Below are 13,791 nucleotides of genomic sequence, written 5' to 3'. Positions count from 1 at the left end.
TGCAACTATGGCGAAAGCCCGGCCATCTCCGCAACGCGAAAGGCCGCCGCTCCCTGGGGAATGGCGACCTCCCGTAGGTCGAAGGATGCGTTCGGGTCACATCGCCGGCAGCGCCGCGACATCGCGCACCGGCGCGGCGAGCCCGCCGATCTTGCCGACCATCGCGGCCTTGCCGGTGGCGATGTCCAGCTTGTAGAGGCCGCCATCGGCGACCAGCCAGCCGGTGTTGCTGCCGTCGGCTGCCGTCTCGATGTCGAAGGCGATCGCCTTGGGCGTGATGCCGAGCTTGCCGATGGCGCCGAGCACGCCGTCATTCGGCGGCGCCTGCTTCAGCAGCCCTCCGATCTTGCCATCGATGTCGTAGAGCGCCGTCTCCTTGGTGCCCTTGACCGAGTTGCTGTAGGCGCCGGCGACGACCATCGGCGTCTCGCCCTTGTGCATATCGGTTTCGGCGAATTTCAGCTTGCCGTCGACCGTGGTCTTGCCGTCGTCGACATTGACGCGAAGGTTGGTGCCGTCAGCGCCGATGACACGTAAACGGTCCGCAGCCGGGTTGAAGTCGACAGTCGCCATGGTGCTGGCCGAGAGCACCGTGTCCATCTTCGACTTCATCGTCGCCTTGCCGGCCTTGTCGACCGTGTAGATCGTGCCGTCGACACCAAGCGCATAGAGCATGCCGTCAGCGGGGCGGACGTCTATGCCGGCGATCTTGCCGTTGATGCCGCTGACCTTCATCGACTTGCCGGCCTTCTGGGTGGCGGTGTCGACCATGGTCAGCGTATCGTCGCCGGTCAGCACCGCGAGCGTGCCGGCCTGGGCAGCGCTGGTAGCAAGGGCTGCGCCGAGAATGGTGGAAGCGAGAAGCAGGTTGCGAGCCTTGGTCATGTGATGTCCTCCGGTTCGTGTCGCGATCTCAATCTCAAAGGGGCTGGCCGACGCCTCCTGCGGCGCGGCACCCATGGCGGATAGCGGCGAGTTTCCGGGGCGGATGCGGATGAAAAAATAAATGCCGTGGTCTGCATCCGAGGGCGCTGGGGCCGCGTAAGAATGGGCTTGCCTCGCCTTGGGAGGCTGCCGACCGGAGCGAGGGATGGCGACGTACGCAACGCAACCGCGGCACGCAGGCGAGATCGAGACCGCGCTGCTCGCCTGCGCCGCCGGCGACAAAACCGCGCTCCGGCGCATCTACGAAGCGGAGTCGCCGCGTATGCTCGGTGTGGCGCAGCGTTTGCTGAAGCGCCGGGCCTTGGCGGAGGAAGCAGTGCAGGACGCGTTCGTGCTGATCTTCCGGCATGCCGGCCGCTTCGACCCGGAGCGCGGCGCCGGCCTGACCTGGATCTACGCGATCCTGCGCAACCGCGCCCTCTCGATCCTGCGCGACGAGAAGCGCACCGAGACGAGCGACACGCCGATCGCCGAGGAGACGGCGAGCGAGGAGGACGATCCGGAGACCGTGATGGCGAAGCTGTCGGACGCCTCGGCGCTGCGCGCCTGCCTGGAGCTGCTGCCACCGCAGCGGCGCGGCCTCGTGCTGCTCGCCTTCGTCCAGGGGCTGACGCATGGCGAGATCGCCGGGCGGATGAAGCTACCGCTCGGGACCGTCAAATCCTGGATCCGCCGTTCGCTGCTCTCTTTGAAGGAGTGCCTCGGATGAGCGCTCTGCACGATGCCTCCCTGACACCGCCCGAGCGTGACGCGCTCGCTGGCGAATATGTCCTCGGACTGCTCGACGGTGCGGATTGCGAGGCCGCCGGACACCGTCTCGACACGGACTGCGATTTCGCCGCTTCGGTCGAGCGCTGGCGCCGGCACTTCTTTGCGCTCGACGCGGCAGCGACGCCGATCGTCCCCTCGGCGAGCCTGTGGAGCCAGATCGAGGCGAGCCTGACGAGCGCGGCCGCACCGGCCAGAACCGTTCCGTCATCCGCTGCCACGGCCAGCCGCCTCGCCGAGTGGTGGAACAGCCTGTTCGTTTGGCGCGGCGCGGCCTTCGCCGGCGCGCTGGCGACCATATTGCTGGCGGCCGGGCTTTTCGGCGCGCTCGATCGCGCCGGGCGCCAGCCGTTGATGGTCGCGGTGCTGCTGACCGAGGGCAACGCTGCCGCCGCCGTGGTCAACACCTTCGCCGACGGGCGCGTCGAGATGCTGCCTTTGCAGAGCATCGACGTGCCGGCCGGCAAGGCGCTGGAGATCTGGACCTTGTGGGACCGCGCCGTCGGCCCGCGTTCGGTCGGCCTGATCGACCGCGCCCGCTCGACGCCCTTGCGGCTCGACAACCTGCCGCTCGGCAATGGCCAGCTCTTCGAGATCACGCTGGAGCCGGCGAGCGGCTCGCCGACCGGCCGCCCGACCGGCCCGATCATCGCCAAGGGCACGACCTCGCAGCGGCTGTGATGGACCGATCCGGTGCTGACGCGATAGGACGTCGCGAATGGCAGGTTCCGCGGATCTGCAGGGCTGACGGCGAGAGGCGATGACTGATCTGAACGGACAAACGGCTCTGGTCACCGGGGCCGGCAAGGGCCTCGGCCTCGCGATCGCCAAGGGGCTCGCCGCGCGCGGCGCCCATGTAGCGATCCACGGCCGCAGCCAGGACGTGCTCGACATTGCCGCGGCCGAATTGGCGGCGAAAGGCCTCGCGGTCTCGACCTTTGCGGCAGACCTCGCCGATGAGGATGCGACTGCGCAGGCGCTCGATGCGCTCGTCATGCGCCATCCCCGCATCGACATCCTCGTCAACAATGCCGGTCTGCGCGATCGCCGGCCGCTCGACGCGCTCGACCGTACCGCCTTCCGCGCGCTGCTGGAGGTCAATCTCGTCGCGCCGTTCGATCTGGTGCGGCGGCTCGCCCGGCACATCCCGGATGGCGGGCGCATCGTCAACATCACCTCGATCGCCGGCTCGATCGCGCGTGCCGGCGACCCCGGCTACATCGCGACCAAGGGCGGGCTGGAAGCGCTCACCCGCGCGCTTGCGGCCGAGCTCGGCCCGCGCGGCATCACGGTCAACGCCGTAGCCCCCGGCTTCTTCGCCACCGAGGCCAATGCCGGCCTGGTCGCCGACCCCGGCATCGCCGGCATGCTGGCGCAGCGCACCTCGATCGGGCGCTGGGGCGTTCCCAACGAGCTGGTCGGCGCCGTCGCCTTCCTGTGCTCGCCCGAAGCGGCCTATGTCACCGGCGTGACGCTACCGGTCGACGGCGGCTATCTCGCGCATTTCTGAGTCGAAGCCGCCTTTACTGCAGATCGGCGAAGGCCTGCTTCAGGCGCTCGGTTGCCTCGACCACGACAGCGCGTGGGGTCGCGAGGTTGAAGCGCAGGAAATTGTCGCCGCCGGCGCCGAAGCTGTTGCCATGATTCACCGCGATCTTCGCCTGCTTCTCGACGCGGGCGATGAAGTCCTTCGGCTCCATGCCGGTGCCTGAGAAATCGACCCAGGCGAGGTAGGTCGCCTCCAGCGGCATCGAACGCAGGCCGGGGATGGCATTGATGGCCACGTCGAAGACCCGGCGATTGCCGTCGAGATAGGCAGTGAGCGCATCGACCCAGGCGGCGCCCTCCTTGCTGTAGGCCGCCGTCGACATCTCCATGCCGAAGGAGTTCGGGGAGATGCCCAGCGCGTTCATCCGGGCGCGGAACGGCGCGCGCAGCTTCTCGTCGGGGATGATGACGTTGCCGACATGGGCGCCGGCGATGTTGAAGGTCTTGGTCGTCGCCGTCATCATCACCAGGCGATCGATGATCTCCGGCGCAGCCAGCGGCATGACCATGTGCTTATAGCCGGGCATGACGAGGTCGTGATGAATCTCGTCCGAGACCAGGATCAGGTCGTGGCGGACGCAGAAATCGGCGATCTGCTTGAGTTCGCCCTGGCTCCAGACCCGCCCGCCCGGATTATGCGGCGAGCACAGGACCAGCATCTTCTCCTTGCCGGTCATCTGCGCATCCCAGCCGGGGATGTCGAGGACGTAGCGGCCATCCTCCTGCGCCAGCCGGCACTCGACGACCTCGCGGCCGGCGGCCTTAATGACGCGGGCGAAGGCGTGATAGACAGGCGTCATCAGCACGACGCCATCGCCCGGCCTGGTATAGGCGTCGACGCAGAGCGCGGTGCCGTTCACCAGACCATGGGTGGTGAAGATCGCGTCCGGCGCGACCTCCCAGCCATGGCGCTCCTGCATCCACCAGCGGATGGCATCGCTGTTCGTCTTCTCGTGGCCGAAATAGCCGTAGATGCCATGGGCGGCCATCGCCTCGACCGCGGCCTGGACGCAGGCCGGCGGCCGGAAATCCATGTCGGCGACCCACATGGCGATGCCATCGGAGGCAGGCACGCCGTAGATGGCCTCCATCTTGTCCCATTTGGCGCAATTGCTGCCGCGGCGGTCGATGTGCAAGTCAAAGGTCGAAGCTGCGATCATCTCGGATTCCGATGCGTTGCCGGGCCAGCACGAGACCATCGCATACCAAGAAAATTCTTCTCCGCCAGCAGCGTTTCGCGCAATTCCAATCTACCGTGACGGTCTGGCACGGGCTCGCCGCAGAACCCCAAGGGCTGCTATAGGCCGCTCATGACCCTGCCTGCGCCCCTGATCGAGACCCTCGGTTCCGTCGCAGCGATCATGGCGGCGGCGCGCGATCCCTGGTGGATCATCGCCAGCGCTGCCGCGGCCCTGCATGGCGCGAGGCCGATCACCGTCGCCGATGTCGATGTCCTGCTCGGTGTCGAGGATATCGGCCGCATCCTGCCGCTCATCGGCGTCGAACCCCATCCGGCGCCGCCCAACCCGCTGTTCAGGTCGAAGGTCCTGGCCAAATGGCCGGCCCTGCCCGTCCCGGTCGATCTGATGGCCGGCTTCGAGCATCGCGTCGGTGACGCCTGGCATCCGGTCCAGCCGGCGACGCGCCAGGCAATCAGCATCGGCGCGGCAACAGTCTATGTCCCTGAGCGGGATGAGCTCGGGCACATCATCGCAGGCTTCGGGCGCCCCAAGGACCTCGAACGCGCCCGCTTGCTGGCAGCGCTCACATCACTACCGTGATCGTCTCCGCCGCACGGGTCAGGCCGGTATAGAGCCAGCGCGCCCGGTGCTCGCGGAAGGCGAAGGCCTCGTCGAACATGACGATGTTGTCCCATTGCGAGCCCTGCGCCTTGTGCACCGTCAGCGCGTAGCCGAAGGTGAATTCGTCGGTGTGGCGGCGCAGTTCCCAGGGCACCTCGTCCTCGGTGCCGTCGAAGAAATTGGGCATGACCGAGACCTTGACCGGCTTGCCGCCGGTATCGTCCTCCGGCGTCACCCGCATGGTGACCAGCCCCTTCTTCGAGGTCTTCAGCTCCTGCACGATCCAGGCGCCGCCATTGAGCAGGCCCTTGCTCTTGTCGTTGCGCAGGCAGACCAGCTTCTCGCCGACCGCCGGGACGTTGGCGGTATGGCCCATGAGCTGGCGCATGCGGGCATTGTATTGTCGGCGCGTCTTGTTGAGGCCGACCAACACCTGGTCGGCCGAGAGCACGATTTCCGGCGTGATCTCGGCGCGCCTGATGATCCGGCTCGCGCCATAGTCACCGATTTCGAGCCGCCCGCCCTCGCGCACGATCATCGACATGCGCACGATCGGGTTGTCGGCCGCCTGGCGATGGACCTCGGTCAGCATCACGTCGGGCTCGGCCTCGGTGAAGAAACCGCCGCCCTTGACCGGCGGCAATTGCGCGGGATCGCCGAGCACCAGCACCGGCGTGCCGAAGGAGAGCAGGTCGCGCCCGAGTTCCTCGTCGACCATCGAGCACTCGTCGATGATGATCAGCTTGGCCTTGGCGGCGGTGCTCTCGCGATTGAGCACGAAGGTCGGGCTCTCCTCGTCGACGCCGCGCGAGCGGTAGATCAAGGAATGGATGGTCTGCGCGCCCTCGCAGCCCTTGTTGCGCAGGACCAACGCCGCCTTGCCGGTGAAGGCGGCGAAGACGACGGTGCCGTCGACGCCCTCGGCGATATGACGGGCGAGCGTGGTCTTGCCCGTGCCGGCATAGCCGAACAGGCGGAAGAGCTGCGGCGAGCCGACCTTCAGCCAATCGGCCACGGCGGCGAGCGCCGCGTCCTGCTGCGGCGACCAGCTCATAGGTGAATGCGGATGCTGTTGGGCATGGCGCACAAGGCCGCGAGTCGGGCGGCCAAGGCAAGCCGGTTCAGGCGGCGCGCAAGCGCCGGGCGAATTCGTCGGCCTCCGCCTGCAAGGCCGAGATGCGTTCGTCGAGCTGGCGAGCGCCGCTCGCTCCCTGCTCGGCATGGGCTGTGGTCTGGACACCGGCACCGGCGATCGTCGTCACGGCGCTGGCTGCCTGTCCGGTGACCACCGAGATGCGCGCGATGGTCTCGCCAAGCCCCTGCAGCAGGCCGGTATGCGAGGCGACCATGGTCGAGATCTCGGTGCTCGCCTGCTCAACCGCACCGGCGCGGCTGGCGATGCCGGTGATCGCCTGCGCCGCCTGCGACAGCGCCGTGTCCACGGTCGCGATCCGGGCCGAGATCTGCGCCGTGGCGTCAGCGGTCTGGGTCGCGAGCGCCTTCACCTCGCTGGCGACAATGGCGAAGCCGCGGCCATGCGTGCCGGCGCGGGCAGCCTCGATCGTGGCGTTGAGCGCGAGCAGATTGGTCTGGCGGGCGATCGCCTCGATCAGCTGGACGACATCGCGGATCTTGCCGGCGTTCTCGGTCAGGCGGCCGACGAGCCCGACCGTTCCCGCGGCGTCGCGGGTCGCGAGGCTCGCAGTCTCGGAGACGCGCCTGACCTCGCGATTGATCTGCTCGACCACCTCTTCCAGCCGCAAAGCGGCATCAGCGATGCTTATCGCCTCCTCACCGGCTCCGGCGACGGCCTGGGCGGCTGCGTTGCCGCTATGCGAAATCTGGCCGGCACGGAGGGCGGATGCAGCGAGCGCCGCGCGAAGGCCTTCGCTCAGCCGGCCGATATCGGCGAGCAGACGGCCGATGCGCGCCTCGAACTCCTGGGCGATGCGATGCAGCTCCCCGGTCCGGCGCTGCTGGTGCTGCTGCGCCAGATCGGCCTCGGCATCGCGAGTGACGAGCGTGGCGCGAACCTCGCTCAGCGCACGCACCGTGCGGGCGAGCTGGCCGATCTCGTCGCGCCGCTTGCCATAGGGCACATCGACGACCCGGTTTGAGGACGTCACGCTCGCGATGGTCTCCATCAGCACGCGCAGGGGCCGGGTCAGATAGGTCCGCAACAGCAGGATCGCGATCAGGCCGCCCGCCAGCGGCAAACCGGCAGCGATCAGGATGACGCGCAGCCGGACCTCTTGCGCCAGGTCGCCGGCGCGGCTGGCCGCGTGTCCGGCCTGACGGTCGAGATCGTCGCGCAGCCGCGCCGTCGCGGCGATGATCTGGCGGACGTTCTCGCGCGCCTCGATTGCCGAGGCTTCGATCAACGCGGCCTTGGGCGAAACGCGTCGGCCTATATCGACGATGTCGCGCTGGAAGGCGATGAAGGTCTTGATGCGCGGGTCGAGCGCAGCATTGGCCTGCTGCAATCCGGCGGGCAGCGACGACATCAGATTGGCGCGCGCCGAATCGACCAGTTCGACCGCCTCGTCGAGCTGATCGAGCGCGGTGGCGACCGCCCCCGGCTCCGTCGCATCGTCGAAGCGGCTGAGGAGCGAAGCTTGCGCGACCCGGCTCGACAGCAGCGCCGCCTTGTTGGCCAGCTGCTGTCCGGCGAAGGCCTCGCGATCGATCCCATGGACAGAATCGAGACCGCTGACCGCGCTGGTGAGGCCGAGCGCAGCGGCGATCCCGAAGACCGCAAACAGGACTGTGATCTTGGCTGTAAGCCCGAACGGCCGCATCGTCTTCACCGCCTCGTCAGCGGGCAGACCTTTCGCAAATGCGAGACGAACAGATCCTTAACGGAGCCAGCTAAGCATCTAAAATAATTGAAATATTCCGCTTGACAGCGCTTCACGCATGAATCTGCGCTCAGAACGCGAACCGCATCAGCGGGCGGCCAGGCTTCCGTGTGGCGACCACGGCAAAGCCGGCACGCTGGAAGACGCTCTCGGGACCGACATAGAGTCCGTCGGCGCTGCGCCTGGCCTCATTGTCCATCGGCGCGGCCTCGACCAGGCGCGCGCCGCTTTCCCAAGCGAAGTCGAGCCCGCCAGCCAGCAGCGCCGCCGCGACGCCCTGGCCGCGAAAGCCCTTGCGGACGAAGAAGCAGGAGGCCGCCCAGTTGCGCTCATCCTCGGCGGGTGCATCCGGCAGCGCCGTCGAGGCACGGCGCGGATTGTTCCACTCGGGCACATGGGCGCGGGGCCCGATCTGCAGCCAACCGACCGGGAGATCGCCGGCGAAGGCGAGCACGCCCGGCGGCGGCCCCCTCTTCACCCGCTCCTCGAAGAGTTGCCGCGCCCCCTCGCCGAGCAGCGGCTTGCGCAGCTTCGGCGGCATGCGGAAATGATTGCACCAGCAGCCATAGCAGGGCCCTTGCGGGCCAAAGAGATCCTCCAGCGCCGGCCAATGCTCCGGCGTCAGTGGGATGACCTGAAAACCAGCCTTCGTCACGTCCGTCCCCCCTCTCGACAGACCCCAGCAAACAGGAGAGGAATGACGCGCCGTCTTCAAGGCGGCCGCCAAGCCCGCCGGGAGGCTCCCTCCATGTCACTCGAACTCTTCGCCGCCTATCTCGTCGCCTGCCTGGTCATCATCATCGTGCCCGGGCCGACGGTAACGCTGATCATCGCCAACAGCCTGAAGCATGGTAGCCGCGCCGGGCTCCTCAACATGGCGGGAACGCAAGCGGGGCTCGCGATCATGATCGCGATCGTCGGCATCGGCCTGAGCTCGGTGATCGCCGCGATGGGGCACTGGTTCGACTGGGTCAGGCTCGCAGGCGCGGCCTATCTGATCTGGCTGGGCTGGAAGATGTATCGCAGCGCCGGGGCAGCCGCCGAGGGCGAGAGCGAAGCACGCCCGCCGCGCGGCGGCTTCTTCCTGCAAGGGCTGCTGGTGGCGCTGAGCAATCCGAAGACACTGGTCTTCTTCGGCGCCTTCTTCCCGCAATTCCTCGACCCGACGCGCGACTACGCCACGCAGATCATGATCATGGGCGCGACAACGATGCTGTTCGCCGCGCTCAGCGACGGTGCCTATGCGATCCTTTCCGGCCGGGCCGGCCGCTTCCTGTCGCAGCGGCGCGTGCGGCTGATGTCAAAGGTCAGCGGCGGTTTCCTGATCGGCGGCGGGCTCTGGCTCGCCTCAACCCGCGGCAGCTGATCCCCTACCAGGGGATCTCCTCGCCCTTCCAATTGCGGAAGCTGTTGGTCTCGCGCATGCCGGAGGCGTCGATCGTTGCGATCAGCCCGGCGGCGCTTTCCGTCGGCGGGATATCGGCGCCGCCGCCGCCCATGTCGGTGCGAACCCAGCCGGGATGGAAGAGCAGCACCGCCACCTCGCTGTCCCGCACCGCATTGCCGAAGCCGACCATCGCCATGTTCACCGCCGCCTTCGAGGAGCGATAGGCGATGGCGCCGGACGGGTTGGAGCCGATCGAGCCCATGCGGCTGCTGATGGTGACGATCTTGCGGCCGGTGCCCGCCTCGACATTGGGCAGGAAGGCCTGCGCCACCCGCAAGGGGGCGTAGACGTTGACCTCGAAGACCTCGCGCCAGGCCTTGAAATCCATGTCGAGCGCCGACTGGCGATCACGCGGGCCGTAGACACCGGCATTGTTGACGAGCACGTCGATCGGCCGGCCGTCGAAGGCCCGCTTGGCGGCGGCGACGCTCTGGTCGGAGGTGACGTCGAGCTCGAGCGGGGTCAACTGCCCGACATGGACGCCGGCGAGCTCCGCCAGCGCCCCGCCCCAGGGATCACGCGCCGCGGCGACGACATGGTCGCCCCGCCGCAGCAATTCCATCGTCAAAGCCAGGCCGATGCCGCGATTGGCACCGGTGATCATCCAGGTCTGGGGCATGGTCGGTCTCCGTCTTGAAGACCAGACCTAAGCCTCAGCCCTTCGGCTTTCCATAGCCGCCAGCGGTCGGCGTGATCACGGTGACCGCCTCGCCGGCCTGGAGCAGGGTCTGATCGCTCGGCTTGAGCTCCTCGACTGCACCTGAAAGCCGCCGCACCAGCGTCCGGCCGAGCTCGCCAGGCTCGCCGCCCTTCATGCCGAAGGGACGGACCTTGCGGTGCGAGGCGAGGATGGCGCAGTCCATCGTCTTGAGGAAACGGATGGTACGGCTGGTGCCGTCGCCGGCATTCCACTCGCCCTTGCCGCCGGAGCCGGCGCGGATGTGGAAATCCTCCAGCACGACCGGGAAGCGCGTCTCCAGGATCTCCGGATCGGTCAGGCGCGAATTGGTCATGTGGACGTGGACGCCCGAGGTGCCGTTGAAGCCCGGCCCCGCCGGCGAGCCCGAGCAGATCGTCTCGTAGTACTGGTACTGGTCGTTGCCGAAGGTCAGGTTGTTCATCGTACCCTGCGAGGACGACATCGCCTCCAGCGCGCCGAACAGCGTGTTGGTGACCGCCTGCGAGACCTCGACATTGCCGGCGACGACGGCGGCCGGATAGCGCGGCGCCAGCATCGAGCCCTCCGGCACGATCACCTTGATCGGCCGCAGGCACCCGGCATTCATCGGAATCGCATCGTCGACCATGACGCGGAAGACATAGAGCACGGCGGCACGGGTGACGGGCGCCGGCGCGTTGAAATTGTCGGGCCGCTGCGGCGAGGTGCCGGTGAAGTCGACCGTCGCCTCGCGCCTGTCGCGATCGATGGTGATCTTCACCTTGATCGCGCAGCCCTGGTCCATCGGATAGGTGAATTCCGAGTCGTGCAGGCGGGTCAGCAGGCGCGCGACGCTCTCGGCAGCGTTGTCCTGGACATGGCCCATATAGGCCTGGACGACGTCGAGGCCGAAGGAGCGGATCATCTTGCGCAGCTCGGCCACGCCCTTCTCATTGGCGGCGATCTGCGCCTTCAGGTCGTTGACGTTCTGGACGACATTGCGGACCGGATAGCGCGCGCCGGTGAGGAGCTTGACCAGCTCCTCCTCGCAGAAGCGGCCCTGATCGACGATCTTGAAGTTGTCGATATAGACGCCCTCTTCCTCGATATTGGTCGCGAGCGGCGACATCGAGCCCGGCGCGGTGCCGCCGACATCGGCATGGTGGCCGCGGCTCGCCACCCAGAACAGGATGTTCTTGTCCTCATTGTCGAAGACCGGGGTGCAGACCGTGATGTCGGGCAGGTGCGTGCCGCCGTTATAGGGCGCGTTCAGGCAATAGACGTCGCCCGGGCGGATCACCGGGTTGTTCGAGATCACCGTCTCGACCGAGCGGTCCATCGAGCCGAGATGCACCGGCATGTGCGGGGCGTTCGCCACCAGCGCGCCGGTCTGGTCGAAGACGGCGCAGGAGAAATCGAGCCGCTCCTTGATGTTCACGGAATAGGCAGTGTTCTGCAGCGTCACGCCCATCTGCTCGGCGATCGACATGAACAGGTTGTTGAAGATCTCGAGCATGACCGGATCAGCCCTGGTGCCGATCGCCGCCTGCTGCACCAGCGCCTTGCTGCGGGTGAGGACGAGATGGTCCTTGGCGGTCAGCCTGGCGGTCCAGCCATCCTCGACCACGACGGTCTGGTTCGGCTCGATCACGATCGCCGGGCCGGCGATGCCCTGCCCGCGCGCCATCGCCTCGCGCCGGACGATCGCCGCCTCGTGCCACTGGCCCTTCGAGAAGAAGCGGGTGCGCTCGGCGACCTCTGGCTCGCCGGCGTTCTCGGCAGCCGCGGCCTCCTCGAAGCGGGCGCCGCCGCCGACGGCCTCGACCTCTACGGCCTCGACGACCAGCGCCTTGGTCTCGTCCATGAAGCCGAAGCGGGCCTTGTGCGCCGCCTGGAAGGCGTCCTGCATCTCGGCGCGGCTGCCGAAGGGCGTCGCGATCGCGGTGTCGGTGCCGGCATAGCGGATATGGGCGCGCACATGGATGGCGATGTCGCCCTCGGCAACGCCCTGCCCGGCGACTTCGCCCTTCGCCTCGGCGCCCAGCCTGTCGGCAAGCGTGCCGATCGCGGCCTTGGCCTCGGCATCCAGCGGCACGTCGAGCGCCGCGGTGCGGGTGGCGCGGATCTCGGCGAGGCCCATGCCATAGGCCGAGAGCAGGCCGGAGAACGGATGCAGCAGCACGGTCTTGATGCCGAGTGCGTCGGCGACGAGGCAGGCATGCTGGCCGCCCGCGCCGCCGAAGGAATTCAGCGCATAGCGGGTGATGTCGTAACCGCGCTGGACCGAGATCTTCTTGATCGCCTCGGCCATGTTGGCGACGGCGATCTGGACGAAGCCATCGGCGACCTCCTCGGGTGAGCGGCCATCGCCGACCTCACTGGCGAGCGCCGCGAACTTCTCGCGCACCGTCCCGACATCGAGCGGCTGGTCCTGCCCGGGGCCGAAGATCGCCGGGAAATAGGATGGGATCAGCTTGCCGACCATGACGTTCGCGTCGGTCACGGCGAGCGGCCCGCCACGGCGATAGGCGGCCGGGCCAGGATTGGCGCCAGCAGAATCGGGGCCGACGCGGAAGCGCGAGCCGTCGAAGTGGAGGATCGAGCCGCCGCCAGCCGCGACCGTATGGATCAGCATCATTGGCGCACGCATGCGCACGCCGGCGACCTCGGTCTCGAAGGCGCGCTCATACTCGCCGTCGAAATGGGCGACGTCGGTCGAGGTGCCGCCCATATCGAAGCCGATGACCTTGTCGAAGCCGGCCGAGCGGCCGGTCTCGGCGAGGCCGACGACACCACCGGCCGGGCCCGACAGGATCGCGTCCTTGCCCTGGAAGAGTTCGGCGGCGGTGAGACCGCCCGAAGACATCATGAACATCAGCCGCGCGCCGGTGCGGGCGATGTCGAGCTCTTCCGAGACCTGCGCGACATAGCGAGCGAGGATCGGCGAGAGATAGGCGTCGACCACGGCGGTATCGCCGCGCCCGACCAGTTTGATCAGCGGCGACACCTCATGGCTGACCGAGACCTGCGGGAAGCCGATTTCGCGAGCCACCTTCGCTGCGAGTTGCTCATGCGCCGGATAGCGGTAGCCGTGCATGAAGGCGATCGCGACGGCGCGGAAACCGGCTTCGTACTGCGCCTGCAAGGCGGCGCGGATCGCGGCCTCGTCGGCGGCCTTCTCGACCGAGCCGTCGGCGAGCACGCGCTCCTCGACCTCGACCACGGCGTCGTAGAGCTGCTCCGGCTTGATGATCTCCTTGGCGAAGATGTCGGGCCGGGCCTGGTAGCCGATGCGCAGCGCGTCCCGGAAACCCTTGGTGGTGACGAGCAGGGTCCGGTCGCCCTTGCGCTCGAGCAGCGCATTGGTCGCGACCGTCGTGCCCATGCGGACCTCGCCGACCGTGCCGGCCGGGATCGGCTCGCCGCTCTTCAGGCTCAGATGATCGCGGATGCCCTGGACGGCGGCGTCGCGATAGGCGCCGGGATTCTCGGAGAGCAGCTTGCGGGCATGAAGCTTGCCTGCAGGATCACGGCCGATCACGTCGGTGAAGGTGCCGCCACGGTCGATCCAGAAGTCCCAACGGCCGCTCATCTGATCCCCCTGATTATTGGCCAACAAGGCTCTTTGACGTTTCATCGATAAATCGTCGATGAAACGTTGACAAGCTCATTTCGCCGACTAGGATCGACATCAGCGATCGGGACATGGCTGAGGGGCCGGACCGATCTTTAGGGGAGGCTTTCATGACAGGACCGGTCCTGGCA

The 13,791-nt window shown here is 67.6% G+C and carries 12 protein-coding genes; 5 read left to right on the top strand and 7 right to left on the bottom strand.

The window, feature by feature from the left end; genetic code table 11:
* Window positions 1-96: 96 nt before the first annotated feature.
* The gene (locus VGV58_RS07620; protein ID WP_326873366.1) at window positions 97-885 is read right to left on the bottom strand and encodes a DUF4394 domain-containing protein; all 789 of its coding nucleotides are present in this window, start codon (window positions 883-885) and stop codon (window positions 97-99) included.
* A gap of 205 nt (window positions 886-1,090) precedes the next feature.
* On the opposite strand from VGV58_RS07620, the gene VGV58_RS07615 reads away from it, so the two are divergent.
* The 3 genes from VGV58_RS07615 (at window position 1,091) to VGV58_RS07605 (ending at window position 3,223) form a co-directional block, all read left to right on the top strand.
* A complete protein-coding gene (locus VGV58_RS07615) occupies window positions 1,091-1,654 on the top strand; it encodes a sigma-70 family RNA polymerase sigma factor (protein WP_326873365.1) in 564 nt (187 codons plus the stop codon).
* Window positions 1,651-2,394 (top strand): anti-sigma factor, encoded by a 744-nt coding sequence (locus VGV58_RS07610; protein ID WP_326873364.1) that lies wholly within the window; start codon window positions 1,651-1,653, stop codon window positions 2,392-2,394. Before VGV58_RS07615 ends, VGV58_RS07610 begins: the two co-directional genes overlap by 4 nt.
* A gap of 79 nt (window positions 2,395-2,473) precedes the next feature.
* Entirely contained in the window at window positions 2,474-3,223 is a 750-nt protein-coding gene (locus VGV58_RS07605) for an SDR family oxidoreductase (protein ID WP_326873363.1), read from the top strand.
* 13 nt (window positions 3,224-3,236) lie between these two features.
* On the opposite strand, the gene VGV58_RS07600 is transcribed toward VGV58_RS07605, so the two are convergent.
* Window positions 3,237-4,421 carry a MalY/PatB family protein gene (locus VGV58_RS07600; protein ID WP_326873362.1) on the bottom strand — a complete coding sequence of 395 codons (1,185 nt, stop codon included), beginning with the start codon at window positions 4,419-4,421 and terminating at the stop codon, window positions 3,237-3,239.
* A gap of 150 nt (window positions 4,422-4,571) precedes the next feature.
* Here VGV58_RS07600 and VGV58_RS07595 point away from each other — a divergent pair, with 150 nt between their 5' ends.
* Window positions 4,572-5,042 carry a hypothetical protein gene (locus VGV58_RS07595; protein WP_326873361.1) on the top strand — a complete coding sequence of 157 codons (471 nt, stop codon included), beginning with the start codon at window positions 4,572-4,574 and terminating at the stop codon, window positions 5,040-5,042.
* Here the strand turns inward: VGV58_RS07595 and VGV58_RS07590 are convergent.
* The 3 genes from VGV58_RS07590 to VGV58_RS07580 all read right to left on the bottom strand — a co-directional run bounded on the left by VGV58_RS07590 (window position 5,026) and on the right by VGV58_RS07580 (window position 8,576).
* Window positions 5,026-6,117 (bottom strand): ATP-dependent DNA helicase, encoded by a 1,092-nt coding sequence (locus VGV58_RS07590; protein WP_326873360.1) that lies wholly within the window; start codon window positions 6,115-6,117, stop codon window positions 5,026-5,028. The two genes, VGV58_RS07595 and VGV58_RS07590, sit on opposite strands and share 17 nt — an antisense overlap.
* Before the next feature lie 67 nt (window positions 6,118-6,184).
* Entirely contained in the window at window positions 6,185-7,861 is a 1,677-nt protein-coding gene (locus VGV58_RS07585; protein WP_326873589.1) for a methyl-accepting chemotaxis protein, read from the bottom strand.
* A gap of 130 nt (window positions 7,862-7,991) precedes the next feature.
* Window positions 7,992-8,576 (bottom strand): GNAT family N-acetyltransferase, encoded by a 585-nt coding sequence (locus VGV58_RS07580; RefSeq protein WP_326873359.1) that lies wholly within the window; start codon window positions 8,574-8,576, stop codon window positions 7,992-7,994.
* Between the two features lie 93 nt (window positions 8,577-8,669).
* Here VGV58_RS07580 and VGV58_RS07575 point away from each other — a divergent pair, with 93 nt between their 5' ends.
* Complete coding sequence (locus VGV58_RS07575) at window positions 8,670-9,287, top strand: LysE family translocator (protein ID WP_326873358.1); 618 nt, start codon at window positions 8,670-8,672, stop codon at window positions 9,285-9,287.
* A gap of 4 nt (window positions 9,288-9,291) precedes the next feature.
* Here VGV58_RS07575 and VGV58_RS07570 read toward each other — a convergent pair whose 3' ends face one another.
* Together VGV58_RS07570 and VGV58_RS07565 are read right to left on the bottom strand one after the other, a co-directional pair.
* Entirely contained in the window at window positions 9,292-9,987 is a 696-nt protein-coding gene (locus tag VGV58_RS07570; protein ID WP_326873357.1) for an SDR family oxidoreductase, read from the bottom strand.
* A gap of 34 nt (window positions 9,988-10,021) precedes the next feature.
* The gene (locus VGV58_RS07565; protein ID WP_326873356.1) at window positions 10,022-13,618 is read right to left on the bottom strand and encodes a hydantoinase B/oxoprolinase family protein; all 3,597 of its coding nucleotides are present in this window, start codon (window positions 13,616-13,618) and stop codon (window positions 10,022-10,024) included.
* Window positions 13,619-13,791: the final 173 nt, after the last annotated feature.

The sequence above is a fragment of the Allobosea sp. genome (assembly GCF_035944895.1).
Taxonomy (GTDB): domain Bacteria; phylum Pseudomonadota; class Alphaproteobacteria; order Rhizobiales; family Beijerinckiaceae; genus Allobosea.
The sequence above is the reverse complement of the archived record's forward strand: the minus strand, read 5'-3'. Positions and strand labels throughout refer to the sequence as shown.

Excerpts from the sequence above, each read along its gene's own strand:
- VGV58_RS07570 (WP_326873357.1), bottom strand. The coding sequence starts at position 9,987 with ATGCCCCAGACCTGGATGATCACCGGTGCCAATCGCGGCATCGGCCTG.
- VGV58_RS07600 (WP_326873362.1), bottom strand. The coding sequence starts at position 4,421 with ATGATCGCAGCTTCGACCTTTGACTTGCACATCGACCGCCGCGGCAGC.
- VGV58_RS07595 (WP_326873361.1), top strand. The coding sequence starts at position 4,572 with ATGACCCTGCCTGCGCCCCTGATCGAGACCCTCGGTTCCGTCGCAGCG.
- VGV58_RS07585 (WP_326873589.1), bottom strand. The coding sequence starts at position 7,861 with ATGCGGCCGTTCGGGCTTACAGCCAAGATCACAGTCCTGTTTGCGGTC.
- VGV58_RS07610 (WP_326873364.1), top strand. The coding sequence starts at position 1,651 with ATGAGCGCTCTGCACGATGCCTCCCTGACACCGCCCGAGCGTGACGCG.
- VGV58_RS07575 (WP_326873358.1), top strand. The coding sequence starts at position 8,670 with ATGTCACTCGAACTCTTCGCCGCCTATCTCGTCGCCTGCCTGGTCATC.
- VGV58_RS07590 (WP_326873360.1), bottom strand. The coding sequence starts at position 6,117 with ATGAGCTGGTCGCCGCAGCAGGACGCGGCGCTCGCCGCCGTGGCCGAT.
- VGV58_RS07605 (WP_326873363.1), top strand. The coding sequence starts at position 2,474 with ATGACTGATCTGAACGGACAAACGGCTCTGGTCACCGGGGCCGGCAAG.
- VGV58_RS07615 (WP_326873365.1), top strand. The coding sequence starts at position 1,091 with ATGGCGACGTACGCAACGCAACCGCGGCACGCAGGCGAGATCGAGACC.
- VGV58_RS07620 (WP_326873366.1), bottom strand. The coding sequence starts at position 885 with ATGACCAAGGCTCGCAACCTGCTTCTCGCTTCCACCATTCTCGGCGCA.
- VGV58_RS07565 (WP_326873356.1), bottom strand. The coding sequence starts at position 13,618 with ATGAGCGGCCGTTGGGACTTCTGGATCGACCGTGGCGGCACCTTCACC.